The sequence below is a fragment of the Paenibacillus spongiae genome, assembly GCF_024734895.1.
GTDB classification, from domain to species: Bacteria; Bacillota; Bacilli; order Paenibacillales; family Paenibacillaceae; genus Paenibacillus_Z; species Paenibacillus_Z spongiae.
The window spans coordinates 632,970-658,304 of sequence record NZ_CP091430.1 but is presented as its reverse complement, the minus strand read 5'-3'; the positions used below and the strand labels follow the sequence as shown (position 1 = coordinate 658,304).

Sequence of the window (25,335 nt, the reverse complement as noted above, 5' to 3'; positions counted from 1 at the left end):
CCATTCGGGGACATCCTCTCCGAATGAACGCGCAAGGCGAATGGCTGCAATATTGGCCTGTCGTCATCCATCGCTTTCAAAAGTTCGGCCACCTCTCTATCGCCTCCTCACGTGGTTGTCGCACTTCTCCCATCATACAACAATCGTACGCCGTATGAAAAAAGAAGTTTCAATCCTCCCGGTGTCATCTTATAATATAAGCCGTAACTTCAGGACATCGGGTTGGACAAGACGGGAGAGAGCGGCAGATGTGGATTTTTGCGGTGAATGAACAGGCAGGAGGCGGCAGGGGAAGAGCGGTATGGAGAAAGGTGGAAGCCGACGTCAAGCGGCGCGGCATTCCCTATCTGGCTCTCTTGACAAGCTGTCCCGAGCAAGCCAGCTCGCGCATCCGAGAAGAGCTGGCGCTTCATCCGGCTGGCGGTATTAACGGCATTAAAGGCGTCATCGTCGTCGGCGGAGACGGCACGCTGCACGGCCTGCTTCCCGTACTAGCGAATAGCGGCGTTCCGCTCGGCATTATTCCCGCCGGGTCGGGCAACGATACGGCACGCGCACTCGGCCTATCCAAACAGCCGATTCAAGCGCTTGAACGCGCACTGTCATCGGCTGCGCGCCCGGTCGATCTGCTGTTGTTTACGGGGTGCCTGCCGTCAACCACTGCTCCCGGACCGAATGCCGCTGAACCGCGGCCGATATTGACTGCGCTTGCGATCGGCTTCGATGCTGCTGTCGCGGACGCCGTTAACCGCTCATCGTACAAGAAGCTGTGCAACCTGCTGCGCGTCGGGTCTCTCGCCTATATCATCGGCGTCTTCCAAACCCTGCTGACGTATCGGCCGCAGAAGCTGCAGCTTACCGTTGACGGTAAGGAGCATGCCTTTGAACGCGGCTGGTTGTCCGCCGTTTGCAACACCTCCTCCTACGGAGGCGGACTGCGCATCTGTCCCGAAGCCTCGTCGACGGACGGCTTGCTCGACGTGTGCGTCGTCCATAGCTGTACGCCGCTGCAATTGCTGCGACTATTCCCGACGCTGCTGAGCGGCTCGCATATACGCCTCCCTTATGTAACGCTGCTGCGGGGGCGAAGCGTCACCGTAGCGGCTGACGGCCCTGCCCGAACGAGGGTTTTCGGTGACGGCGAGACGCTCGGTGCCGTACCGTTAACCGCACAATCTGCCCCGGGCAAGCTGTTATTGCTTTACTAGCCGGCTCGACCGTCCGGGCTCTTACCATAGCGCACAACTGCTTAATATGAACAACAGGAGGACGACGCCCTCATAGGGCATCGTCCTCCTGTCAGCTTCGATGAATCGGGGTTACTTTATTGGAGCTGCCCTCAACCGGCGATTCCTCGGGACTATTGTAGGGGAGACTGATTTCGAAGGTCGTCCCCGATCCGAGCGTGCTGTTTACGCTCACGTTTCCTTGATGATTGTCTACAATTTTGTAGCTGACCATCAAGCCCAGTCCGGTTCCTTTATCCTTGGTCGTATAGAACGGCTGCCCGATCTTGGCCATCTGCTCCCTTGGAATTCCCGGCCCGTAATCTTGAATGCGGATGATGACATCAGCGTCTTCGCGAACGCAGTCGATCTGAATGCTGCCCCCGTCTCCCATCGCTTCGATCGCATTCTTAAGCACATTAATGAACACCTGCTTCAGCTGGTTCTCCACGCCGTGCACCCATAACGGCTCTTCCCCGTACCGAATCTCCAGCTCGATGCTGTGGAGCAGCGCCTGCGCTTCCAGCAGCGTCACCGTCTCCCCCATAACATGCCGAAGATCCCGATAGGATAATTCGTAAACTTGAGGTTTGGATAGCATAAGCAGCTCGCTGACAATGGATTCGATGCGGGTCAATTCCGATTTCATAATGTCAAAGTAATTTTTGTTATTCTGCCTGCCGGAAGCGATCAGCTGCAGAAACCCTTTCAGCGACGTCAGGGGATTGCGGATTTCGTGGGCGATGCCTGCCGCTAATTGCCCGGCTACTGACAGCTTCTCGGAATTGATCAGCAGCTCCTCGTTCTTCTTGCGCTCCGAGATGTCTCGAATGATGACCTGCAGGGCCGGCTGGCCATGCAATCGCGCCCACGTCAGCACGACTTCGGTAGGGAACGGCCTGCCTTTGACCGAATACCACCCCAGCTCGACCGGTGCGGGTTGCACATCCCGATCCGTCACTTGAAGGATGCGCTTCATCTCTTGATGGCAGCGGGGCTGCAGAAAATGATAGATGGATTGGTTGATCAGATCGCCCTCTCCCGATGCTTCGAACAAGGCGATGCCGGAACGGTTCACGTATTCCCACCGTCCATCCCGAATAATGGCGATCGTATCGATCGAGTTCTCGACAAGCAGCCGGTATCTTTCATTCATGGCGCTGAACCGCTGGTCCACAAACCGAGCGATCAAGCTGAACGCAAAAATAACCGACGTCGCAACGCCAAGCACGATGGCGAGCAGGCCCATATATTCATTTAGGCGATCCGCCGTGAGCACGACGTCATACGTAATGGTAACCGCGGCAATGCCCGTCATTTGCACGAAGATCCCGACGAAGCCAAGCGTAAGGCCGGATAGAAGCAGGTAGTGGCCCCTGCGGCTTTCGTACAGGTAGAATGCCCCGATCGAGCCCAGAAAGCTCACCATGAAGGCGGTCAGCGCTATTCCGGGTTTAAAATCGTACGCCTGGATTTGATTGCCCAGCAAGGATGCAAAATTTAACCCGCAAGTCCCCCCCGCCAACAACAGGCCGCTCATAATAATTCGCAAGGAACGGAAGTTTTCCATACGTAGGGAGCGGAAAGCGAAATAAGCGGTCACAGCTGCTGCGACCAGCTTAACCACGGATGTCCAATCCATAATGATCATGTTATCCGTCGCAAGCTCAATAATAAACCGGGAGACCCATAGACCGAGACCGTAGACCACCGCCCCATTGAACAGCCAATAATTCCGGAAGCTCCTGGAGATTTTCGGATGCCCGATCATATTAAACATCGTAAAGGAGGCAAATAGATTTATGGCGATCGCCAATAGAAGAAACATCCATTTATCAGATAAAATCAGTTCATCCATACAGTTCTATCCTCGATTGCTTCAGTAATAGGCTTCTTAGGTAAAATTCGACATTTTTACATATAATCCTTTTTTTAACGACAGGAAATATGACAGGCTGCATATCTCTCATTCGGTACTGTCTGAGAAAGAAAGTCTGCGTTATAATAGAACGAATAATATGTTCAGGAGGCGTCCTAGAAAGATGATGAAGATTTTGAAGGAATTTAGAGAATTTGCGGTAAAAGGGAATGTGCTCGATTTGGCCGTGGGGGTCATTATCGGTGCCGCTTTCGGCAAGATCGTTACCTCGCTGGTTAACGATATGATAATGCCGCCGATCAGTAAAGTACTTGGCAATGTTAACTTCAAGGATATGTTTCTCCCTCTGGATGACATAGGAAAAGAAGCCAAGACGCTCGCTGATGCGCAAGCAAACGGCGCGGTCGTCATCGCGTATGGCCAGTTCATTAATGTCGTTATCGATTTTACCATAGTCGCTTTCTGTATTTTCATGGTCGTAAAGGGTGCGAACGCTTTGCGTAGAATGAACGCCAAGGAAGAAGAGCCTGCCGCTGCCGCAGAACCGACGGAGAAAGATTGCCCGTATTGCTTGTCCAAAATTCCGCTGAAAGCAACTCGCTGCTCACATTGCACCTCCCATATCTCGGAAGGCAGCGCGGTGTCGTAGAATGGACCTTTACGCTGCGGAGGATAAGGACGGAGGCATGCAAGAAGAACGCTTCGATATCTATGACGAAGCAGAGACTTGGATTGGTACGGCGGCTCGAAGCGAAGTTCATGCGCAAGGCTTCTGGCACCGTTCCTTCCACTGCTGGTTGTGCCGCCGGGACGGCAGCCGCAAGCTTGTCTTGTTCCAGCAGCGCAGCTCGGATAAAGATACCTTCCCTCTCCATTATGACATCACCGCCGCGGGTCACCTGACGGCAGGCGAGACGATGCGCGATGCGTATAGGGAAGTCGAAGAAGAGCTGGGTATCCCCGTGCAGTTCGACTCGCTGCTGCCTCTCGGTGAAACCAGGCACGAAGCCGTCGGCACGGCGAAGGGCGTTTCGTTCATCGATCGTGAGATTAGCTCTGTCTATGGCTTGGTTTACGAGGGCACGCTGGCCGATCTTCACCTGCAAGTTGAAGAAGTCGCCGGTGTGTACGAGGCCGATCTCGAGGTCATGATCGCCTTGTTCGAAAACGAGCTGGCGCAGGTCACCGTCACGGGCATGGAATGCACAGGCGATGGTACTCTTCGGGCGGCCGAACGAGTCGTTAAGGCCGCGGACTTTGTACCGCGCCCGTTCACTTACTATGCCGGCTTATTCCGGACTCTGCTGGCACAATTGTAGGCTGTGGACGTCTGTAGCGCCGAAAAAGGGCGTTACAGTGCAGAACTGTTCCAGCGATAAAGCTGTAAGAGCGAAAAGCGGTCTTACAGCCTCCGCATGGGGCCCAGCACATGGCTTTGCGAGGCTGTAGCTCCGAATAAGGGCGTTACAGTGCACGGCTGCGCAAGCTTACGTAAGGAGCCCAGCGCGCGTCCGGACCACATCGCCCATAATCGAGGCTGCGCGAGCGAACAAACCGGCGCAGCCTCGATTCATTTTTTCCGCCTCAGCAGCCGTACCGTTTGGGCACGAGCTTTCGCTACTACCCGAACGCAGCTTTTCCGCCCCTGCACCGGCATCGCCAGCTTATTGCCTTTCCTCGCCCTCGCATTAACCGTTCTATTCTTCCGCGCATCCGAACCTTGAATAACCGTCCGCGTGGAAGTATGCGCTGGTCGCGTGCCTCGAATTCCCATCGTACGCTCCCATTGCTGATACCAGCCGTCGATCATAGTGTGGATATTATAGAAAAGCGTATTTCGCGGAGCGAGATCGAAATCATTCATTTCAGGCTCTTCGTAGATCCGGGCCGACTCCTGATGAATGCAGCCATGGATATTGGAAGCTTCAATAAATGCCCCCAGCTCGTCAGCCGTAGCGAAGGACTGCGGATTAAAGCGAATCCGCCTCTCGGCCGCTTGATTATAGCAAGGTGAATTGCGAATAGCCGACGGCACCTCCTGCCATGGCTCCACTAGATGCGGATCATAGCCCATCTGGTTGTACCATTGCAGCGCACGGGCAATATAGTTCCGATGAAACTGCAGGAACCGTTCTCCATATCCAGGGGGCAGGTTAGTTGGATTAGCTTGATGGTTCACATGATGCCAACGGCTGTGCTCCTCCAGAAGAGCCGCTGGAAAATTCGGTATTGTCGGCATACAGTTTCCTCCAGTCAGGTTTACGTATAGCTAGTTTATGAATGAGCCTGACGAACGGTTCGCTGCTGACGAAATGGAAGAAGCCCGCCTCTCAAAGAGGCGGACCTTCTGTAACATGGATGCTGATCATTTAGATGCATCGTTCTCGGATGCAATTAGCAGCTGTTGTTGTTGTTACCGAACATCATATTGCGATTGCCGAACATATTGCCGCAAGTTTTGCGTACCACTTTGACGTTTTTCACTTTCACTTTTGCTGACATCTATTTTCCTCCTCTTTGTGAAGCCTAATCTATTCTATGAGAATTAACGGTATGAGCGTGGACAAGTATTCCTCGTTAATATGTGAAACGCAGCAATGACGCGGGATCACCTCACCTTCCGCTGCCAATATCTCTAGTCTGGAAACAAAAAAATAAGCGGCTCCTGCTAGAGGAACCGCGCATTTATATGAAACGATTGCTGCCGATGAAAGGATTGCACGGCACCCGCCGTACATGATGAGCCGCAAGCTAACCTCGGAAGCTGCAATCCAAGCTGTTAGCCGCAGCATCTGCCGTTGTGCTTTTCCCTTCCGCCAAGAAGGTTTCTGCACCGGTCATTCGAGACGCAGATGTCGAACGTGATCCGGACGGCGCAGCAATCCCCGAAGGTACAGCTGATTCATACACAGAACTGATGATCTTGATCGAAGAATTTAATATCATTCCAATTGAAGCCCGATCACCCTGCCTGCGCCAGCGTTGATAGTGGTGACTCCATTACTGGCCTCCAAAATAAGAACGAAAGCTCGCTTGAGCTGACTAAAGGTTAGAAGAATGTTGGAAGAAAACAAAAAAGACGCGGTTCCGTATACTCGGAAACCCGCGTCGTTGTTGGTGTTGTATGGTGCTGATGAAGGGAATTGAACCCCCGGCCTACGCATTACGAGTGCGTTGCTCTACCCCTGAGCTACATCAGCATAAGAAGAGATATCGTCGCGACGACTTTTATAATATATCGCATCAGCAGCGAAAAAGTCAAGTCTTTTTTGTCGGTAATACAGCCCTGCTGCGTGAGGTCATTTCCATAAAACCCGGCTTGTTAAGGAAACGTTAAGGAACCGGCAACGAAATCATTAAGAAGTGCTTGGTATTGTAAACAAGCCATAGACATCTAACTCGTTACAGAACGATCCGCCCTCGGCTCATGCCGATCTCCTGCCGCCTGTAAATTTGTGTCTATTTTATGTCGGTGCGTCAAAGGCCAAACATTTCGCCCTCCGGATGCGTCAAATCTTTAGTGTTTGGTCCCCTCAGCAATCGATGTCATTTGATGTACAAATTCGACGAATGCGGGCGAATATGATATAAATTAATGAGTTAGATTGTCCCGAATCCGTCAATCGAAGTTAGGAGTGTTAGGCCGCACATGCTGTTTAACTCGTACGTCTTTATTTTTGCCTTTTTACCTGTTACTGTCATTGTCTATTTCTTGCTAACAAAGTTTCGGCTATCCTATGCCGCTAAGGTATGGCTTGCACTCGCATCGCTGTTCTTCTACGGCTGGTGGGACGTCAAGTACGTTCCGCTTATTCTCGGCTCGATCGCCTTTAACTACACCGTCGGACGTCTGCTGATGATGAAGAAATCCGGCAGTCAGGATGCCGGAGACGGACAAGCCTCGTATCTGGACGAGCCAGGCCGCGGCAAGCGCAAGGCGCTGCTCGTATTAGGTATCGTGAGCAATGTCGGATTGCTGATCTATTACAAATACGCGGATTTCTTCTTGAGCAACATCAATGATTGGACAGGGTCCTCCATCCCGCTGCTCAAGCTCGTTCTGCCGCTGGGCATCAGCTTCTTCACATTCACGCAAATCGCCTTTCTGGTCGACGCATACAGAAGGAAAGCACGTGAAGCCAATATCGTGAACTACGTGCTGTTCGTTACCTTCTATCCGCATCTGATCGCCGGACCGATCCTGCACCACAGCGAGATGATGCCGCAGTTCGACCGGAAGCGGAATAAAATTTGGAGCTGGCGCAACGCCTCTCTCGGCATCTATGTGTTCTGCATCGGTCTATTCAAGAAGGTGGTTATTGCCGATTCCTTCGCAGGCTATGCCAATGACGGATTCGCAACGGCCACTTCCTTCGTCGATACATGGGTCGCCTCCCTGTCCTATACTTTCCAGCTGTACTTCGACTTCAGCGGTTATACGGATATGGCGATCGGCGCTGCGCTCCTGTTCAATATCCGGCTGCCGCAGAACTTCAACTCGCCCTACAAGGCGCTTAATATCCAGGACTTTTGGCGGCGCTGGCATATGACGCTTAGCCGTTTCCTGCGCGAATACATCTATTTCCCGCTTGGGGGCAACCGCAAAGGGGAAGCCCGCATGCTGTTCAACATCTCGATGGTCTTCATCATCGGCGGGCTCTGGCACGGCGCAGGCTGGACGTTCCTTATATGGGGCGGTCTGCACGCCGTAGGTTCCGTCATCCATCGATTATGGACCAAGGTTGGCATTAAGATGCCCAATTGGCTGGCTTGGTTTATCACCTTCATGTTCATCAACTTCACGTGGGTATTCTTCCGCGCGGAGAGCTATGATCAAGCCGTCCGCATTCTGCGCGGCATGTCCGGACTGGAAGGCATCATGCCGACGATGGGTATGCTGAAGCTGCTGCTGCCTGCGATCCTGATGATTCTGATCTTCTTCCCGATCGCCGTCTTCGCGCGCAACTCGTCCGAGCGCATGGAGTCGTACCGCCCGACATGGCGTACAGGCATCGCGATGGCGCTGTTATTCATTATTTCCCTGCTGTACTTTAACCGGATCAGCGAGTTCCTCTACTTTAATTTCTAGAAAGGCGGCGAAACGTCCATGAAAGCTCAAGATGATACGCTCAAGCCCAAAACTTCGCCGCGGCGTCGGACAGTTTCCACGAAGGCCAGCAAACGCATGCTGGCCGGATTTACGGCTGGTACCCTGCTGTTTGCGGCTTTAGCCATATTAACGATGTATATCGTCGATCCGCTGCAATTCTACCGGAAGGCGACTTTATATGAACCGATCTTCTCGAATGAACAGCGTTATCAGAATCCGGGCCTGGCCCGCAACTATGATTATGACACGATCATTCTCGGCACCTCGATGACTGAGAACTTCCTGCCTTCGGTCGTCGACAAGGAGCTCGGCGGGAAGACGCTCAAGCTGTCGATCCGGGGCTCTTATGCCGAAGAACAATACGATATCGCGCAGGTGGCCTTCCGTACCGGCAAGGTAAAGCAGGTGCTATGGGGAATCGATTATTTTGCCCTGAAGCCGGCTGATCTGGATGCCCAAGGCCCTTACCCGCATTACCTGTACGACGATAATTTCCTTAACGACTATAAATACTGGTTCAATGTGACGCCGTATCAAGAGCTGATCAAGGGCATCTACAAGCGGATGACCGCAACGGACAACGGCAAGCGGCTCATGGGTCTTGAATACCTGTACAACTGGAATTACTACGTGACCTATGGGAAGCAGTATGCGATGAAGTTTTACAAGAAGGCGTTAAGCGAAGAGGTTCGGGTCGGTATGAACGAAGAGCCGCTTGAGGTGGTGCAGAAGAACTTCTCGGATTACATCGAGCCGCTCATCAAGGCCAATCCCGATGTCGAATTCAAATTCTACTACCCGCCTTATTCGATTCTCCGCCAAGCCGTCTGGCGCGATCTGAACGTGGCTCGTTACGAGCAGCAGCTGACGATGAAGCAATGGATGTTCGACCAGTTCAAGAAATATCCGAACGTGAAGGTATACGATTTCCAGACCGAAGCGGAATGGACATTCAACCTGAACCTGTTTAAAGATTTGTCTCACCATAACCAGAACGTGAACACCTGGATTGCGCGTGCGATCGGCCAAGACGACCCCAAATATCGGGTGACGGAAGATAATGTCGATCAGTTTGTAGATGACTTGCGCGAACAGGTCGAGGACGTAGCCGTTACCGGTGCAGGCGACCTCATGCGGGTGCCGGTGCGGCTGGCCTCGGAGCCGGACAAAGCCGTTACGTTCACGCAGAAGGAGCTTCGCGGTCCGGATAAACTTCTGTTCGTTCCCTCGAAGGAAGCGGCCAGCGTGCTCGGAGCGGAGCTGGCCTGGGATCAGGCCAGCAAGACGATGACCGTCACGCGCGGCGATCACGAAATCGTCTTAACGGTCGGAAGCATGGAAGCGACAATAAACGGTAAAGCCGTAGACGTACCGTACCCTGTCGAATTAATCGGCGGCAAGACGATCGTTCCGTTCGCGTTCATGGCAGACGCGCTGGGCTGGGAAGTCAAGCAGGAAGAGCCGGATCAAGTGACCAAGCGCATTATTCTGAGCCAGCCATAGGCTCCTGAACATCAAGAGCAGCCTTCCAGCATGCTTCATGCTGGAAGGCTGCTCTTTTGTTCAACGATAAGAAAGGATATGCTTCTCCATACGGACAAGAAATCATATGCCGGCATGTCTCGGCTCCTCCTGCTCGGCTGCATCCTCGTTCGGCTTCACCGGCGGTTTTACCGGCAGGGAGAGCGTGAAGGAGCTTCCGCTGTGCTTCTCGCTCTGGAGCTTTAATGAACCGCCCAGCAGCCTCGCAAGCTGCAAGCTGATGGATAAGCCCAAACCGGTTCCTCCGTATTTGCGGTTGATCGCCCCGTCCTCCTGCCGGAAAGCTTCGAATATAAGCTCCTGCTTCTCCGGCTCAATGCCGATTCCCGTATCGGTAACCGTGAATGAAACCCGCTGCGGCGGCAGTGGTCTTGCGAGCTGGCGCCCCCAGGGGGCAATATTCCAGGTGTGCGCCTTCCTTCTCCCGGTACGGCCGGATTCGACCGCCTTGGCTCCTCCCTCCGGCTTCACCGACAGCTTCACACTGCCGGATTCCGTGAATTTAAACGCATTAACAAGCAAATTGCGCAAGATTTGATTCACGCGAAGCGCATCGGTCACCAGCGTATCGGGAACATGAGGCGAAATATCCGCTTCGAACGCCAGCTTCTTCTGATCGGCCATCGGCTGAAACTGCAGGTGCAGAAGCGAAACGAGCTCCTGGACCGATACCCGCTCGAAGTTCACGTCCATCTTGCCTGCTTCCACCTTCGACAAGTCTAGAATATCGTTAATGAGCTGCAGCAGATCATTGCCCGCCACATGGATCAGCTCGGCATAATTAACCTCGTCGTCTTCATAGCGGCCCTCGTCATTATCGCGGATCAGCTGCGACAGCAGAATGACACTATTAAGCGGCGTCTTCAGTTCATGCGACATGTTGGCCAGAAACTCGGATTTGTATTTGGATGCCAGCAGCAGCTCCCTTGCTTTCTCCTCCACGTCCCGCTTCGCCTGGCGCAACTCGCTCGTCTGCCTCCTCAGCAGCCGGTTCATCGTGCGCAGCTCATCGACGCGAAGCTGCTCCTTCTGAAAATCCCGGATGATAAAGACAAACAAGGCGCAAAGCACGATTCTGACCGGAAGGACATATGCCCCGATCGCATTCCAATAGGCGCTAATCGTCATTGTCTTCGTCACGTACATGGTGAATAGCGCAAGAAGCGCGTAGACTAGATTGACGATAAGAATGGTCGCTGCGCTCTTCCAGACGAAGCGCCAGGTCAACCGCTTCATCCAAACGTTCAGGCCGGCGCATACGATACCGGTAAGCGTCATATTGAGCAATCCCATCCAGCCCGACAAATCCGTGCCGAAGAACAGCCTGCCAACGCCGATGCCGCTGCTGATCCCGATAATCGCCCATGGACTCGGGAAAACGAGAACGGCAACGATCGAGGGGACAAACCGGAGATCGAGCAGCGTAACGCCATTGACACGGATGCCGAACAGCATGGCAAACCACCCGGCAAATATGAATACGGCAATGGTCAAACCGTATCTCATCCGGGCGGAAGCATGCTGAAAAATATATTTATAACCGATATTGAACATATACGCCAGTGTAATCAAGATACTGATGCTGGCGAAAAATATTTTGGCAAAATTCAAGCGCGACTCCTCCCGCCCTAACCGAAATCGCCCTAATCGATGAATGTGATCCAACATGATATGATACCGATTGTACAATACTAAACGCAGTTCTTGCCACATCTCCTCGGTGCATAGGCTAAAGCTGATTCATAAGTTGCAGATAGAGAAGGCTCTCCTGCCCGTCTCAACCGGGGAACCGGGCCATTGCACCTACATTGGAGCTCATCACGCTGCCATCGCGATCCGCCCCGCAATGTACCATTGTCGGTTATTACCCTGTATGGCACCGGATGACGCCAAGAAATCCATATTCCCCCTGTTTATATCCGTTATAGACGGTATGAAGCAGTCTTCCGATGAGACGATTCGTTTCATATTTAGCGGGTAATAGATACCAAATAGACAGCCTGCTTTCGTCGCCGCCCGTCTCTAGCCCGCCGCGTTTGCAGCTCTATACACGGGTTTCATTTCTCGCGTGAAATTGTTAGAAGAATGTTAGGAAATTAAACAAACGTCTTACTCCTCCTTTATAAGGGACTAAAGGATTTCGCCTATAATATGAATAAATCGAATCGATAACGGGGGTGCATGAAAATGACTGAGGTCATTACCTATAAGAATCGCAGCGTTCCTGTTCATTACCCTTCCGAGCAACCGACATATATGCAGATGCTGCGCAACAAATTGTGCGAGATGGAGTATAACTTTGACTTTCGCAAGAAGTGGAAACGGATTGCGTCCGTGGAAATGATCCGCGATGTGGCCATACTGCAATACAATGACGGCACTAAGCTCTATATGGAGGTCAGCTGACTCCCGCAGCAAAGAAGCCTGCGCGTCCCTCAAGGAGAGGAATGCGCAGGCTTCTTCGTGCTTGGCTTCAGGATAAGACGGTCTCATGAATGTACTTGTATCCGACGCCCCAGACGGTGCGAATATACTTCGGCTCCTTCGGATTAGGCTCGACCTTGCGGCGGAGGTTCACAATATGAACGTCAATGGCCCGATCGGTAACGAATGAATCGAAGCCGCGGATGGCATTAATCAAATCTTCTCTGCTGAACACTTTGCCCGGATTAGCCAGGAAGAGCTTCATCAGCTCGAACTCCGAGAACGTCGTCTCGACGAGCGTTCCGCGAACGAGCAGCAGCCTTCTCTCCGTATCTAGTCGAATCGTCGCATCCTCAGCCGTGTAGCCTGTTCCGTCCTGCGCCGCGGCAGCCTGCATCATATGCGCTCTTCGAATAAGCGATTCTGCGCGGGCGGATAATTCATGCATGCTGAAGGGCTTGCACAAATAATCATCCGCTCCTGCGCGCAGCGCCTGCACACGTTCGGATACCTCTGTTTTCATCGATACGATCATGATCGGCACGCACGAGGATTCACGGATACTGCGGCACAGCTCCGTACCGTCCCAGTCCGGGAGCATCAGGTCCAGCAGCACCAAATCCGGCTTGAACTGCTCCAGCAGCCGCAGGCCGGATCCTCCATCAGTCGCCTGTTTCACCGCATAGCCCTCTTCCGACAAATACATCGCCAGCATATCGCTCATCATGACATCATCTTCAATGACTAGAATCTTATACATGGCTTCACCTCGAGAGGAATTGAAGATTGTCCTTGAGTAAATCTATTATTAATATACAGCAGGGGGACATAGGGCAACAATAGATTGTTAGAAAAATGTTAGGACATGCTGTCGAATGTCGCATCCTCCTGGATAAGAGCTTTAATAATAGGATCAATGACAACCCTCACACAAGAGGCGGCTGCGAAAGCGGCGTGCTTGTCAACGGATTCGGCCGGCTGCTTCAGCAAGGCTTCCAGCTGGTCGGCGGCAGCTGCAAGCTCCTCGGCAGACAAATTACCGGCTACACCCTTGAGCGTATGGGCCATCCTTCTTGCCAGGGCATAATCGCCGGACCGCAGCGCCTCCTCCATTCGGGTGTTGAATTGGACATAATCGCGAACGAACAGCTTCAGCATGTGGCCCAGGATCTCCCGCTTGCCATTGACGCGTTCAAGCGCAGCTTCCTCATTCAGCCCCGGTATACGCAGAGCCGGCTCCTCCTCCTTCGCCCATGCAGGCGTGATTGCGGCCTTCGCCGCCTGCGGCGGCACATTCTGATAGCTGCTGCCGGTCCGCAGCCACTTGACGATCACCTGCAGCATCTTCTCCTCGTCAATGGGCTTGGTCAACACGTCGTTCATTCCAAGCTGCATGTACCGTTCATGATCTTCCCGGATTACATTCGCCGTCAACGCCACGATCGGCAGCCGGTCGAAGCGGGAGTCGGTACGGATGATCCTCGTCGCTTCATCGCCGTCCATCTCCGGCATATGAATATCCATCAAGACCAGATCCCAGTGCCCCTCTTCCAGCTTCTCCAGCACTTTAAGACCCGTATCCACAACCTCTACGGAGAAGCCCCATTCGCGGAGCTGTTCGACTGCGACGATCTGATTGATGACATTATCCTCCGCGAGCAATATATCCCCCTTCTGATGCTCCGGCGTCTTGAGGCTGGCCTCGGTCTCGGTCAGGCTGGCGCTATCCGCCGCACGCTCCAATACGGCATGCAGCCCCTGGTACAAGCTGATTCGGCTGACCGGCTTGACCAAAATCGCATCCGGCCGATTCTCGACCGGCAGCTTCAGCAGCTCTTCTCGGCCGAAGGCCGTCGTAACGGCAATGGTCGGCACTCCGGCTCCCCGGGCGATGTGCCCAAAGGAATGCCAGGTTTCATTGCCGAACATATCCGGCATTTCGAAGTCGAGCAGCACTGCGCTGGGTAAGGCGCCGATGCCTGCGCGCATGAGACGGTCCTGTGCGGATTTCCATGTAGTATGGACGATCGGCAGCATCCCCATCTCCTCCAGCCGGGCAGACCAGTGGGATTGAGCGAGTCCGTAGTCTTCAACGATCCAGACCGCATGCTCGCCGCCCATGCCGATCCGATAGCGGCTGCTTGCCGGCGCAGCCACCGCAAAGCGCAGCGTGAAGGAAAATTGACTGCCTACCCCCTTCTCGCTCATAACGCTGATCGAGCCTCCCATGATATCGACAAGACTTTCGGCTATGACCAAACCCAGCCCTGTTCCGCCATATTTCCGGGTAGTTGAAACGCCTGCCTGGCTGAACGGCTCGAACAGCCTGTTAAGCTGATCCTCCGATATGCCGATCCCCGTATCCTCCACCGTGAATCGGATAACAGCCTCATCCTCTTGCCCGCCGTCAAGCTGCTCAATGCGCAGGCGGACATGGCCGAAATTCGTGAATTTCACGGCATTCACGCATAAGTTGAGCAGCACCTGCTCGAGCCGCAGCGGATCGCCGATCAGCGAAGACGGCACGGTGTCCGGCGTCTCGATCATGAATTCGAACTGCTCTTTGCCGCCGACGAACATGCTGAGCATATCCGCTAATTTCTGCAGCAGCTGTTCAAGATTGAACGCCACTTCGTTCAGCTCGATCTTGCCGGCCTCCACTTTGGCAAAGTCAAGCACATCGTTAATGATGCGCTGAAGCGCTTCCGAGGAGGTCCACATCTTGTCCAAGTAGTCGCGCTGCAGTCCGGAGAGCTCCGTCTTCTGCATCAATCGGGTAAGGCCGATGATCCCTGCAAGCGGCGTCCGGATTTCATGGCTCATTCGCGCGAAGAAGTCGCTCTTGGCCCGGCTCGCTTCTTCCGCTTCGCGCTTGGCTTCCTCCAGCTCGCCTTGGACGCGCTTCTGCTCCGTAATATCGCGGGCGATGCATGAGAAGAAGGTGACGCGCGTCAATTCGTCCCGATGGGCGACCAATATTTTGGATACATGCACCCAGTCCCCGTTCACGGTGAACAGCAGCGCTTCGCTCTCGCGGAATCCGTGCGAACGCGCCCCGGCGACGCCTTCCAGCAGCTCATTAACGATCCGCTTCGGCACCTCGTCTTTCCCTTCATCCTCCTGCTTCGGGGATAAGCCAAGCAGGGCGCGGCCGGCCGGATTGAGATACAGCAGATTGCCCTGCTCGTCGAATGTCGCAATCAGGTCCTGGGCCGCTTCCATGACATCCAGCTGCTGGCTCTGCGCCTTGGCGGTCCGTCTCTGCTCCGTAATATCGCGCGCGATACCGACAACGCCCATAAAGCTTCCTTCGCGGTCGCGGATGCCATTCGAGCTATAAGAAACGGGCAGCTTCGTTCCATCCTTCCGGACGAAAATCCATTCCCTCTCATAAGAGAACCGGACCTTGCGAAGCTCATCAAAGACGGCCAGATCCGGCTTGATTTCGCGTCCAAGCCTGCGGCTGAGCAGCTCGGCCTCGGCCAACAGATCCTCCTGGTCAATAAACGTAAGGAATGTCGCGGTATATAGCACTTCCTCCGCCTTGTAACCAAGCATCCGTTCGGCGGCATTGCTGAAATAAGTTACCCGATACCGTTCGTCCATCACAATGAAGGCATATTCATTCTGATTGATGATGGCTTCCATCCGATCGAACATCCCTCTTAGATGGACATTCATCTCATTGACCGAATGAGCCAGCTGGGCGATTTCGTCGCCTCCTGATTCCGGAACCGGCACGACGTCGAATTGTCCGGCGGATGCGGCTTCCGTGACCACGAGAACGCGTTTGATCCGACTCAGCATACGATCCGTCAGCAGAAGCAGAAGCAGCGTCATAACTGCTACCGCCAGAAGGTTATAGACGACCGTACGGACAAAAAGCCATTTGAGCGGCTGCTCAAACTCGCTGAGCGGCACCTGGAGCCCGATCTTCCACGAAGTTCCTTCGACGGCCGCGAAGAAAAACATCGCACGCCCTTCCGGGCCGTCGTATTTCAGGTAACCCTCGCTGTTATTCAGCACGTCTGCAGGGATAGGAGCGTAAGAAAGCTTCGGAGAGGATACGCTATTGTTCATTGATGCTTGTTCATCCGGATGATAGAGAATGGTGCCTTCGTTGTCATACAGAACCGCCACATCGGACTCGCCGACATGAAAGCTTAAATAGTTCTTATAGACGCGTTCCATCGGAAGCGCGGCGTCCACAAGCCCGATAACCTGCTGCTTCTCGCTGAACACCGGCACTTGAATGACAAAGATGCGTTCGTCCGATATCCGGCCTAAGAACGGTTCGGTCACTGTCGTTGTTCCTTGCAAGGTACGTTGAAACCACGGCTCTCCATCAATATGTATCGTCTTCCCGTCACTTAACTTGAGCTTCCCGTCCAGACCAGCATAGCCGATCGATAGATAGGGAGACTGCTCCCTTCTGGACTCATGAAGAAAATAATCCTCTCTCATCGCCTCGGATCCGAACCGGACCCGGTCGGTCCTGCTCATGACCTCTACCTCAGCCCGCCTGGTATCGATCCACGACGAGAGATTGGATGCATTGCCGATCACCTTGGAGGAAGCCTTCTCGACCAGCGAATCCATAATGGTCTGCTTCGCGGCCAAATAATTGCCGGTGCCTGCAATAGTGAGAGGCAGTGTCGTAATTAAGATGACAACCATAAGCACTTTGGCACGAAGCGACATTTTCCGCAGCATATATGTCCTCCCGGGATAGTAAGATATTGCTATTATACCCGTGGAAGGTTCGACTTCATAGACGGTAGAGAGGCTCCTTCTATTTTCATCATGCGTTGAATGTAATAATGCTTCGTACAGTAGCCTTTACATAACGTGGGCTTATCGCATTTCACCCATTGACAGATGCCGGGAATACCTGATTTTCGCACTTTGATCATGTTCGGATCGCCGTGTCTGCGCCAGCGCTGATGATGCATCGCACAATACTTTTTGGCCTTGACAGGCTTACCGCAGTCCCCACTTTCTTTGGAAGAGAAGGTTGAATTCACCATCTTCTAGTTCTTTAGTTCTATTATGGGGACTAGTCTCTTTTTCATAAAGTTCGTAAAACGGCCTGTTTACTTGGGTTATCCCTAGCTCAAGACCATAAATCGTCCCTAAATACCGCCGCATGCACCGAAGTTTAATAATTTAAACATTTGTCGAATTGATCGTTTCATGACTATACTTTGTCTAGTAACCAACCATGTTACATGACAACTAGAGCAGACCAGAAGAGGTGTGAATCGTAATGACCGCCCTATCGAACGCATTCGAAACGATCTTCCATTCGTTTAATGTGCCCATGGCCGTAATTATCGAGTACGGGCAAGAGCAGCGTTTTGACAAAGTAAATGCAGCCTTCTTGCAATTAGCGGGATATTCGAAGCAGGAGCTGTTCCAGCTCCCTCCTTCACGTCTGTTCCATGGATGGGAAAGCACATGCAATAACGACGGCATATCCAGCCCGCATGTTCTTGTAACCAAATATGATCGGACGCTGTATGTCCGGCTAACCTGCCGGTCGGTACAAAGCTACGATCTCCCTACCCGCCTATTGATCGCGGAGGATATAACAGCCAGGATGTGGATCGACGAAAAGGTCAGAACGGGCAGCGTGCTGCTGTCCGGCATTGTCGATAATCAGTTCATTATTCAACATATCGAAGAGAATTACCCGATGCCTCTGTTTGATTCGGACTTTACGGTTCAGTACCAGTCGATCTTCAAGATCGTCCATGAAGACGATCTGACGTATATCAAGGAGGCGATCAAGCAATACCTTAGCTTGCGCCAGCCGCAGCAGTTCATGTTTCGCACGAGGAAGCTCGCCGATCTGGTCTACCTGGAGGTGACGCTTATCCTCTCGCCCTTCTACAATGGCGACGAGAGCCTGAAGAACAACGGCTTTGTCGTGACAGATCTGCGCACCTGTTCCGATCCGGTAGATCCCTCCGTCAAGCTGAAGGTGCTGATGGCCCGCTGCAGCATGTCGGCCCAGCAGCTGTCTCAAGCGACCGGCATCTCGGTTCAGACGATCTCCAAGCTGCGTAACGGAAAGATAGGCAAGCCCCATCAGCTTACAGCCGATCTGATCGCCACCGAGCTGAACGTCAAGGGGCAGGATATCTGGAAATAAAACATGAACGAGCTCAGACAAGTGCCACCTGACCGACGCAACTTTTCTGATCTAGCAAAAAAGCAGCCTCACGTCCGTCGGACGAGAGACTGCTTTATTTAGTCGGCATCAGCAGTGAAGCGCATAATACATTTCCTGCCAGTAAACTCGTAAACCTTCTCATCAGCATTTACCTCCCTAATAATAGCTATCCACTATGAGGTAACGCTTAGTTTCGGGATCCGGTTTGACAGTAGAACATGTGCGATTAATGCTGATGTAGAGGGCAGAGGGTATTGTATAACGTGCAACATTACTTCATCTTTACAGCCCCAATGGCCGTAGTCGCGCCCCGGATATCGGAGAGTTAGCCGGTTTGAATGTTGGGGGCGGGATCGACGAGCTTGAAGTGCCGGTCGCTGGCCGCGGTCTCGAGAAGGAACGACGAATCGTCCTGCGCCAGCCGTTCCCAAGCTTCTACGCATGCAGGGTCGAAATGCACGCCGCTGCCGCTGACAATAATGACCATCGCTTCTTCGTGCGACATGGCCTTCCGGTAGGATCTCGAAGAAGTTAGCGCATCGTACACGTCGGCCAAGGCGGTAATTCGGGCGAGCAGCGGGATGTTCGATCCTGCCAGCCGATCGGGATACCCTGTTCCGTCCCATTTCTCATGATGAGAACGGATAATGGAGAGCTCGTCGTAGAAAAAGCCGAGCCGTTTGCACATATCGTAGCCCCATACAGGATGCCGCTCGATCGTGCTTCGTTCATCCGGATTAAGCTTGCCGGGTTTGTTCAGAATGGAATCCGGCACCTTGAGCTTCCCGACATCGTGCACGACGCCTCCCTGGGCAATGGCGCGGAGCTGGTCGGTTGAAAGCATCATCTCTTCTCCCAGCCGCAGCGCATACAAGGCAACGCGCATATTATGACCGGCCGTATAGGCATCGCGAATTTCCGTCGCCATAATTAGCGCGCGCACGCTTGGCGTCATGCAGGCTTCCAGCCAAGCGCGGGGATCGGACTGGAACAGCACCTTGAAGGAGGAGCGGAAGGAGCCTTGCGAGAAATACTGACGAATCAGCCCGCCGATCATCATAATCATCGATCCAAGAAGAAGACCGTGGTACAGCCACCAGCTGAGTTTCCAGGCCGTACCTGTCACCATAATATATTGAGAGGCAATCAGCCACCCTGTGCTGTATACGATCGCTTGCTGCAGCGGGAATTTCGCAGCCCGGTACGAATGCCAATAGCGGTACATCGTCCATAGGCAGGCTGCGGTGGTCAAACCTGCGGCAATCCATACATAGGGAGCGCGATTGATCGGAAGCGAGTGAACGAGATCCGGACGGCTGAAGGCGGCTATGCAGAACAATGCGAGAAGAAGGCCCCACGCAGGCATAAGCCACTTCCTCCGCCGCGCCAAAATCCGCACGATCGGGTGATCCGTCGACGCAGCCGACAAGCACAACCACATCACGGCAAGCAGGATGCTCAATTGCGCGGCGATTCCCGACAAGCTGGCCGTATGCAGCAGTAATCCCGGCGTAGCCAAGCCGTGCAGCACGAATACCTCCGCAAGGGATAAGTAGGCCAGAGCCAAAAATTCGACTTTAATATTCCGCAGACGATAGCCGGTAATGCCGACGGCGATCGCCAGCATTATGGCAAGCCCTGCAATGATACTGACAAGGTAGAAATGGCCGGTAGGTGAAGTAACCGCGATGTCAGCCTGCTGCGAGGTGCGAAGCAGCTCGTAGCCAATAATGGGCAATGTCGTTATCAGGACCGGTCCAAGCAGCGACCTTCCTTTTCCCAGCATGGAAGTTCCTCCTGTTCGAAAATATGAATCTGAGATGACTGACACCAATTCAACACCATATCGATCATCAACCAACGCAAGTATGACGAATCTCATTCTTTTTATCGGCGGAGGCAGAGGGAATATTTAGTGCTAAAGTAGCGTATTCGACAGGAACTGCTAAGAAATATGAAGCATTATTTGGGTACACGGTCAAAGTTCTATCTGCGCGAAAAAGAGGGTGCCTACCCGTTATTAGGTTTGGCACCCTCTGTCTATATGTCGTTTCCGGACGGCATTAACGCCGGTCAAGCGATAGATTGCCGGATCCGGTCTCTACCTCGACGATCGTCTTGCCGTCGCCGAATACGATCGTCTCGTTGTCGTCCCCGTCTCTAGAGGACGGATTATCCCGCCAGCTGTTCTTCAGATCGCCGGATCCCGAATTGTAACGGATCTGCGCGGAGTCCGGCTGCCGATCGGTCTCGATCGTCACATTGCCGCTTCCGGTGCTCAGCGTCATGGGATGCGCGATAGCTGCAAGACTGACCGTAATATTGCCGCTGCTCGTATCGGCCTTCAGCTTCGCATCGGCATCCATCAGTTCGATATTGCCGCTGGCGACATCGACCGACAGCTCATCCGCCTTCGACTTATCCAGTTCAATGTCGCCCGAGCTTGCTTTAAGCTTGATTTGCTTCCCGGTCAGCTTGCCGAGCGTGATGTTGCCGGAAGAAGTTGAGATGGACATCTCGTCTCCGGTCAATTCTTTCAAGTTCAGATCGCCCGACTTCGCCTCAATAACCATTGTACCCGCCAGCATATCCCGCATTTCGATATTGCCGCTGCCCGAATTCAGCGCGAGCTCACGGAACGCCCGCTCGGGCAGCTCGATCTTCAGATCCAGGTTCATAATGCTGATCCCGAAGGAGAAGCCCGAACCCGCTTCCGCCTTGATCGTCACCTCATCTCCGTCCCGATCGAGGCTCAGTTTAATATTATCTACAAACTTCTGGCTCACGTTCCCGCTCAATTCCGCCTTGATCTTGCCGGAGGAGCTCGGTACGATCGTGACATCGGCACTTTCGTTCTCGATGCGGACAAACTCCACGCCTTCGCCTTCCGTCTCCTTCTGCTGCTTCTCAATATCGACCGTATTGAACGTGAAGTTAGTCCCTTTGAACGTTACGCCTACTCCGATTAATCCGACAACCAAAAGTATCAATCCAACGATGATCCAATTTCTCATTAATTTCTCTCCTTATTCATGATCACTCTCGTGTTAAACCGCAAATATTTCAACGTCATCTTGAAAACGCCCCTCGTCAGCTTATGCGTGCCTGCACCTAGCAGCATCCCGACCCCTATCGCAGATATGGCGATAAATGAGGCTTGCATGCGCGTTACCGCATCCCCGAAAAATCCCTCGTACATCGCGCCGATTGCCAGGATGCCGCATGCTCCGGAAACCACCCAAAGCGACAACAGCACGCTAAGGAGAGCGATATAAGGCCCGAGTACGAAGACGAGGTTGAAAAATCCTAGACCGGCGGTTGCGAGCACAGCCTTCGAGAGACGAACGACTCCGCCGCTGTTCTCCGCTTCTTCAACCCGGTAGCCAAGAAGCATCTCTCTGGCGATCATCTGCGGATCGCCAAGCTCCCTGGCTGCCTCTTCCTCACTGCGTCCAAGCTCAGCTGCGATTCGAAAGTGATCCTCATAATCGAACATGATCTCCCGCCGCTTCGGCTCCGGGATCTTATCCAGATGCTTCCACAGCTGCTGCAGGTATTGCTCTTTGATCATTTTCCTACACCATCCTTAATCAATTCATTAACCGCATGCGTGAACGTATTCCATTCACTAACCAGCTCCATAAGATGCGTATGCCCCTTCGGGGTCAGCTTATAATACTTGCGCGGAGGCCCCTCCGGTGATTCACGCAAATAAGTTGAGAAGTAGCCTTCCAAGGTAAGCCTGTTGAGCAGCGGATAAACACTGCCGACAGCCACTTCAAATTTGGAGGAAATCGCCACAGCCAGTTCATACCCGTATCGATCCTCCCAAGCCGTTAACGCCAGGACGCATAAGTCCAGCACGCCTTTCTTAAACTGCACATTCATCAAGCAGCTCTCCCTATACCCTATCGTTTAGTATTCAACAATACAGAATAGCTTGTTAAAAAAAATGAACCTTGCAGCTATAGTATATGACTTACTATTCATTTATGCAATATAGTGATGAAAAAAATTACATTTCCCCCACTCTCGGCGTGTCCGGCTCCTGCTCGGAGGCCCTGCCCACGGAGTGGCCGTGATTGTGCAGCGCGAGCGGGGAGCCCACCGTAAACGCAGTCAGTTTCATCGCTAACCTCCCTTCACTTCATCGCGATCACGCCACCGCTATATGCTGTCTTGCCGTCATGGACAAACTCCCCCCGCTATTCGACTCGGACAAGTCATCTCTCTTCTGCATATGCTGTTATACCAACATAAGAATGGGGTGATCTATATGAACCAGCAGCGACTCACTATTGCGCTTCTGGGCAGCGGCGGCGGCGTCGCGAAAGCCGTTCTGGCGCTTCTGAACCGTTCGGCCGGCGATTCAAGCAGTCCCCTGCACAGGCATCTGGCCCATTGCCGCATCCATTGCGTCGACCTTAAGCAGCGCCCAAAAGCCTACTACCGCGAGCATTGTCCTCTTCTGTCCCGGGACATGTCCTTGCATACTCTTGATGCGAACGATACAAGTCTGCTGAAAAAATTATTGAAGCGAATCGGCGCCAGCCTTGTCATTGACTTATCCTGGGCCGATACGGTATCCGTTTTGTCGGTCTGCGACGAGCTGGGCATTGCCTACGCCAATACGGCGCTGGAGAATAAGGAAGTCGATGAAATGCAGGAGCTCGAAGGATTTACGCTGATCGAACGTTTCATCCGGTTCGAAGAAGCGCGCGGCGGGTTTACGCGAGCGAAGGCTATAATCAGCTCCGGTATGAATCCCGGGGTCGTCCAGTGGATGGCCTTGAAGCTGAGGAACGCGTACCCTGACGAACAACCGATTGGCTGTTATATTGTCGAGTCGGACGATACCTTCTATGCCGATCCTAAGCTTGCTGAAGAGCGGACGATTTACAGCACATGGGCCCCCGAATGCTTTCTCGATGAAGCGTTATTGAATTATCCGATGCTCGCCTCAGGCGGAGTCCCGTTATTTCTATACAATCATGTCTATGATCTCAGATTCCGGGTCAAGCTGGGCGCCCATCTGTTTCACGGCTGCCTGATGCCCCATGAGGAAGCCTTGACCCTCAGCCGTCTCCTCGGCGTAGAATCCGGATTTTTATACAAGGTGAGCAACCCGGTAACCGCCATTCTTCGTCAGCATAGAGAAGATTCCGACGAGCTGTGGTCATGGAAGCATCAATTACTCGATCCGAACGATGCACCGCTAGACGGAGCTGATCTGGTCGGTGTTCTGCTTGTCTATCCCGACAAGGAACGCTATATGTATAACGTTATGCGCAGCGATGAAGTCGCCCCTGTATACGGTACGAATGCGACCTACTTGCAGGTTGCGTGCGGCGTTTACGGCGCAGTATGCGCGCTGCTGCTTGACGAAATCAATACCGGCGTTTATTGGGTAGACGAGCTGCTTCTGAACCAAGAGAGCCGATATGGGGACTATCTCTCGTATTATATGGCCGAATTCGTAACCGGCGAGAACGACACCTCCGACGGGCTGCTGCTGCAGCGGATGCGCGATTGGCCGGAGGGGTGGAGAACCAGTGAAAGCGAGTAACGGCAGTCGATCATCCGCACCGCTTTCGAGCTGCCGGGCTTTATCCAATCCTCCTATCCACGCAAAAAAGAGATCGGGTCTGACCAATGCCAGACGCGGTCTCTTCCTGTGAGAGCGAAAAAGTCGTTTTTTATAGACGAATGTCTACATTCCCGCCGAGATGCGGCTGCACGCTTTGCTCCATCAGCTGTGCCAGCATTTGACCCTGCAGCTGCAGGTTATCCAGCGATTTGCCTAGAACGGCAATACCCGCCGCCTGCTTCAGATTCGCCATTGCCATGCCGGAAGCCATTGCGCCAATGCTTTGAATATCCATCGTATTTACGTCCTCCTCTGCCTTTGTCTCTTTCATCGGTTGTTCACAGGCCGCACTTTAGAGCTGCGGACGAATATGATATGCTGGCCTTGAGTAACTAAATGGACAACCATCGTTGGAGGTAGGATATGAAGCAGTATGAAGTGCTTAAGCACGATTCGACGTATACCCTTTATACATTAACGGAAGCGGCGACGGATTCCTCCGTTACCATCTGTCCGGAACGCGGCGCCATCGCGATCAGCTGCCGTCTGAACGGCGAGGAGCTGTTCTATTTGGATGAAGCGACGTTCATCGACCCGGAGGCGAATATACGCGGCGGCAATCCCATCCTATTCCCTATCTCCGGCCAGCTGGTGGACGGACGCTACGAATGGGACGGCGTGACCTATTCGATGCGCAACCATGGCGTCGCGCGCAACCGGCCGTGGGAGGTCGTCTCCCTGTCCGAAGAGGGCGAGGCTGCTCTGACACTGCGTCTGCGCAGCAGCGAAGACACCCGGATCGAATATCCATTCGACTTCGAGCTGCTCTTCACCTATGCCCTTAAGGACGGCTCGCTGCAGATCCGGCAATCGTACCGGAATCGATCCGAGAGCAGCATGCCGATTTATGCCGGTTTTCATCCCTATTTCCGCATAGGCTCCAAACGTATCGCGTATGGAACGGATGCTTCCCGGTTCTTGGACTATAACGATCATGTCATCAAACCGATCCATGACGAAATCGACTTGGAAGGGCTGAAGGAATCCGTTGCCCTGCTTGATGCCTCCGAGAGGGCGATCTCATTCCCAGGGCCTGAGGGGCAAGGCGTCGTGCAAATGACATACAGCGACGTGTTCAAATATGTCGTGCTGTGGCAGGTGGACGGCAAGCCCTTCATCTGCGTCGAGCCATGGATGGCATTGAATGCGGAGCTGAACCGCAAGGAAGAGCTGCAGCTGATTCCTGCCGGAGAATCTTTGGAGGCGGAGCTCGCCATTCGCTACAGCCGCGCGTAGATGGCTGACCGGTACGGGCTGCTCTTGGCAGCTCCCCGTTCATACGAAAGACGCCTGCTCGTTAAACGAGCAGGCGTCTTTTTGTATGAACAATAT

At 53.2% G+C, this 25,335-nt stretch carries 19 protein-coding genes and 1 tRNA gene; 9 read left to right on the top strand and 11 right to left on the bottom strand.

All coding sequences use genetic code 11. The features are described 5' to 3' along the window. The first annotated feature begins 248 nt into the window (after positions 1-248). A complete protein-coding gene (locus L1F29_RS02930) occupies positions 249-1,208 on the top strand; it encodes a diacylglycerol/lipid kinase family protein (protein WP_258386909.1) in 960 nt (319 codons plus the stop codon). Between the two features lie 91 nt (positions 1,209-1,299). Here the strand turns inward: L1F29_RS02930 and L1F29_RS02925 are convergent, their stop codons facing one another. Beyond that, the gene (locus L1F29_RS02925; protein ID WP_258386908.1) at positions 1,300-3,084 is read right to left on the bottom strand and encodes an ATP-binding protein; all 1,785 of its coding nucleotides are present in this window, start codon (positions 3,082-3,084) and stop codon (positions 1,300-1,302) included. Positions 3,085-3,268: 184 nt separating this feature from the next. On the opposite strand from L1F29_RS02925, the gene mscL reads away from it, so the two are divergent. Further along, complete coding sequence (gene mscL / locus L1F29_RS02920) at positions 3,269-3,754, top strand: large conductance mechanosensitive channel protein MscL (RefSeq protein ID WP_258386907.1); 486 nt, start codon at positions 3,269-3,271, stop codon at positions 3,752-3,754. 1 nt (position 3,755) lies between these two features. Then, a complete protein-coding gene (locus L1F29_RS02915) occupies positions 3,756-4,424 on the top strand; it encodes an NUDIX hydrolase (protein WP_258386906.1) in 669 nt (222 codons plus the stop codon). Positions 4,425-4,675: 251 nt separating this feature from the next. Here L1F29_RS02915 and L1F29_RS02910 read toward each other — a convergent pair whose 3' ends face one another. After that, entirely contained in the window at positions 4,676-5,344 is a 669-nt protein-coding gene (locus L1F29_RS02910) for a hypothetical protein (RefSeq protein WP_258386905.1), read from the bottom strand. An 886-nt stretch (positions 5,345-6,230) separates the two neighbouring features. Next, a tRNA-Thr gene (locus L1F29_RS02905) sits at positions 6,231-6,305 on the bottom strand. A 449-nt stretch (positions 6,306-6,754) separates the two neighbouring features. Between L1F29_RS02905 and L1F29_RS02900 the strand changes: the two genes are divergently transcribed. Together L1F29_RS02900 and L1F29_RS02895 are read left to right on the top strand one after the other, a co-directional pair. Next, positions 6,755-8,194 carry an MBOAT family O-acyltransferase gene (locus tag L1F29_RS02900; RefSeq protein ID WP_258386904.1) on the top strand — a complete coding sequence of 480 codons (1,440 nt, stop codon included), beginning with the start codon at positions 6,755-6,757 and terminating at the stop codon, positions 8,192-8,194. 18 nt (positions 8,195-8,212) lie between these two features. Beyond that, positions 8,213-9,718 carry a copper amine oxidase N-terminal domain-containing protein gene (locus tag L1F29_RS02895; protein WP_258386903.1) on the top strand — a complete coding sequence of 502 codons (1,506 nt, stop codon included), beginning with the start codon at positions 8,213-8,215 and terminating at the stop codon, positions 9,716-9,718. A 102-nt stretch (positions 9,719-9,820) separates the two neighbouring features. On the opposite strand, the gene L1F29_RS02890 is transcribed toward L1F29_RS02895, so the two are convergent. Then, positions 9,821-11,368 carry an ATP-binding protein gene (locus tag L1F29_RS02890; RefSeq protein ID WP_258386902.1) on the bottom strand — a complete coding sequence of 516 codons (1,548 nt, stop codon included), beginning with the start codon at positions 11,366-11,368 and terminating at the stop codon, positions 9,821-9,823. Positions 11,369-11,944: 576 nt separating this feature from the next. Here L1F29_RS02890 and L1F29_RS02885 point away from each other — a divergent pair. After that, complete coding sequence (locus L1F29_RS02885; protein ID WP_258386901.1) at positions 11,945-12,163, top strand: hypothetical protein; 219 nt, start codon at positions 11,945-11,947, stop codon at positions 12,161-12,163. A 67-nt stretch (positions 12,164-12,230) separates the two neighbouring features. On the opposite strand, the gene L1F29_RS02880 is transcribed toward L1F29_RS02885, so the two are convergent. Next, the gene (locus tag L1F29_RS02880; protein ID WP_258386900.1) at positions 12,231-12,941 is read right to left on the bottom strand and encodes a response regulator transcription factor; all 711 of its coding nucleotides are present in this window, start codon (positions 12,939-12,941) and stop codon (positions 12,231-12,233) included. A gap of 98 nt (positions 12,942-13,039) precedes the next feature. Then, positions 13,040-16,894, bottom strand: coding sequence for a response regulator (locus tag L1F29_RS02875; RefSeq protein WP_258386899.1), 3,855 nt, complete (start codon positions 16,892-16,894; stop codon positions 13,040-13,042). A gap of 553 nt (positions 16,895-17,447) precedes the next feature. On the opposite strand from L1F29_RS02875, the gene L1F29_RS02870 reads away from it, so the two are divergent. After that, positions 17,448-18,335 (top strand): helix-turn-helix domain-containing protein, encoded by an 888-nt coding sequence (locus L1F29_RS02870; RefSeq protein WP_258386898.1) that lies wholly within the window; start codon positions 17,448-17,450, stop codon positions 18,333-18,335. 346 nt (positions 18,336-18,681) lie between these two features. On the opposite strand, the gene L1F29_RS02865 is transcribed toward L1F29_RS02870, so the two are convergent. The 4 genes from L1F29_RS02865 to L1F29_RS02850 all read right to left on the bottom strand — a co-directional run bounded on the left by L1F29_RS02865 (position 18,682) and on the right by L1F29_RS02850 (position 22,244). Further along, on the bottom strand, positions 18,682-20,142 hold the full coding sequence (locus L1F29_RS02865; RefSeq protein WP_258386897.1) for an HD-GYP domain-containing protein: 1,461 nt from the start codon (positions 20,140-20,142) through the stop codon (positions 18,682-18,684). A gap of 277 nt (positions 20,143-20,419) precedes the next feature. Then, positions 20,420-21,370 (bottom strand): DUF4097 family beta strand repeat-containing protein, encoded by a 951-nt coding sequence (locus L1F29_RS02860; RefSeq protein ID WP_258386896.1) that lies wholly within the window; start codon positions 21,368-21,370, stop codon positions 20,420-20,422. Continuing rightward, the gene (locus L1F29_RS02855) at positions 21,370-21,927 is read right to left on the bottom strand and encodes an HAAS signaling domain-containing protein (protein ID WP_258386895.1); all 558 of its coding nucleotides are present in this window, start codon (positions 21,925-21,927) and stop codon (positions 21,370-21,372) included. The genes L1F29_RS02860 and L1F29_RS02855 overlap by 1 nt, the downstream gene beginning before the upstream one ends. Then, the gene (locus tag L1F29_RS02850) at positions 21,924-22,244 is read right to left on the bottom strand and encodes a PadR family transcriptional regulator (RefSeq protein WP_258386894.1); all 321 of its coding nucleotides are present in this window, start codon (positions 22,242-22,244) and stop codon (positions 21,924-21,926) included. Before L1F29_RS02850 ends, L1F29_RS02855 begins: the two co-directional genes overlap by 4 nt. Positions 22,245-22,632: 388 nt before the next feature. On the opposite strand from L1F29_RS02850, the gene L1F29_RS02845 reads away from it, so the two are divergent. Next, a complete protein-coding gene (locus L1F29_RS02845) occupies positions 22,633-23,922 on the top strand; it encodes an S-adenosylmethionine decarboxylase related protein (RefSeq protein ID WP_258386893.1) in 1,290 nt (429 codons plus the stop codon). A gap of 130 nt (positions 23,923-24,052) precedes the next feature. On the opposite strand, the gene L1F29_RS02840 is transcribed toward L1F29_RS02845, so the two are convergent. Further along, entirely contained in the window at positions 24,053-24,238 is a 186-nt protein-coding gene (locus L1F29_RS02840) for a YjfB family protein (protein WP_258386892.1), read from the bottom strand. 128 nt (positions 24,239-24,366) lie between these two features. Here L1F29_RS02840 and L1F29_RS02835 point away from each other — a divergent pair, with 128 nt between their 5' ends. Beyond that, positions 24,367-25,239 carry an aldose epimerase family protein gene (locus L1F29_RS02835; RefSeq protein ID WP_258386891.1) on the top strand — a complete coding sequence of 291 codons (873 nt, stop codon included), beginning with the start codon at positions 24,367-24,369 and terminating at the stop codon, positions 25,237-25,239. The last annotated feature ends 96 nt before the right edge of the window (positions 25,240-25,335 follow it).

Excerpts from the sequence above, each read along its gene's own strand:
- L1F29_RS02860 (WP_258386896.1), bottom strand. The coding sequence starts at position 21,370 with ATGAGAAATTGGATCATCGTTGGATTGATACTTTTGGTTGTCGGATTA.
- L1F29_RS02925 (WP_258386908.1), bottom strand. The coding sequence starts at position 3,084 with ATGGATGAACTGATTTTATCTGATAAATGGATGTTTCTTCTATTGGCG.
- L1F29_RS02880 (WP_258386900.1), bottom strand. The coding sequence starts at position 12,941 with ATGTATAAGATTCTAGTCATTGAAGATGATGTCATGATGAGCGATATG.
- L1F29_RS02865 (WP_258386897.1), bottom strand. The coding sequence starts at position 20,142 with ATGCTGGGAAAAGGAAGGTCGCTGCTTGGACCGGTCCTGATAACGACA.
- L1F29_RS02930 (WP_258386909.1), top strand. The coding sequence starts at position 249 with ATGTGGATTTTTGCGGTGAATGAACAGGCAGGAGGCGGCAGGGGAAGA.
- L1F29_RS02895 (WP_258386903.1), top strand. The coding sequence starts at position 8,213 with ATGAAAGCTCAAGATGATACGCTCAAGCCCAAAACTTCGCCGCGGCGT.
- L1F29_RS02870 (WP_258386898.1), top strand. The coding sequence starts at position 17,448 with ATGACCGCCCTATCGAACGCATTCGAAACGATCTTCCATTCGTTTAAT.
- L1F29_RS02855 (WP_258386895.1), bottom strand. The coding sequence starts at position 21,927 with ATGATCAAAGAGCAATACCTGCAGCAGCTGTGGAAGCATCTGGATAAG.
- L1F29_RS02840 (WP_258386892.1), bottom strand. The coding sequence starts at position 24,238 with ATGGATATTCAAAGCATTGGCGCAATGGCTTCCGGCATGGCAATGGCG.
- L1F29_RS02910 (WP_258386905.1), bottom strand. The coding sequence starts at position 5,344 with ATGCCGACAATACCGAATTTTCCAGCGGCTCTTCTGGAGGAGCACAGC.
- L1F29_RS02885 (WP_258386901.1), top strand. The coding sequence starts at position 11,945 with ATGACTGAGGTCATTACCTATAAGAATCGCAGCGTTCCTGTTCATTAC.
- L1F29_RS02845 (WP_258386893.1), top strand. The coding sequence starts at position 22,633 with ATGAACCAGCAGCGACTCACTATTGCGCTTCTGGGCAGCGGCGGCGGC.
- mscL (WP_258386907.1), top strand. The coding sequence starts at position 3,269 with ATGATGAAGATTTTGAAGGAATTTAGAGAATTTGCGGTAAAAGGGAAT.
- L1F29_RS02835 (WP_258386891.1), top strand. The coding sequence starts at position 24,367 with ATGAAGCAGTATGAAGTGCTTAAGCACGATTCGACGTATACCCTTTAT.
- L1F29_RS02850 (WP_258386894.1), bottom strand. The coding sequence starts at position 22,244 with ATGAATGTGCAGTTTAAGAAAGGCGTGCTGGACTTATGCGTCCTGGCG.
- L1F29_RS02875 (WP_258386899.1), bottom strand. The coding sequence starts at position 16,894 with ATGCTGCGGAAAATGTCGCTTCGTGCCAAAGTGCTTATGGTTGTCATC.
- L1F29_RS02915 (WP_258386906.1), top strand. The coding sequence starts at position 3,756 with ATGGACCTTTACGCTGCGGAGGATAAGGACGGAGGCATGCAAGAAGAA.
- L1F29_RS02900 (WP_258386904.1), top strand. The coding sequence starts at position 6,755 with ATGCTGTTTAACTCGTACGTCTTTATTTTTGCCTTTTTACCTGTTACT.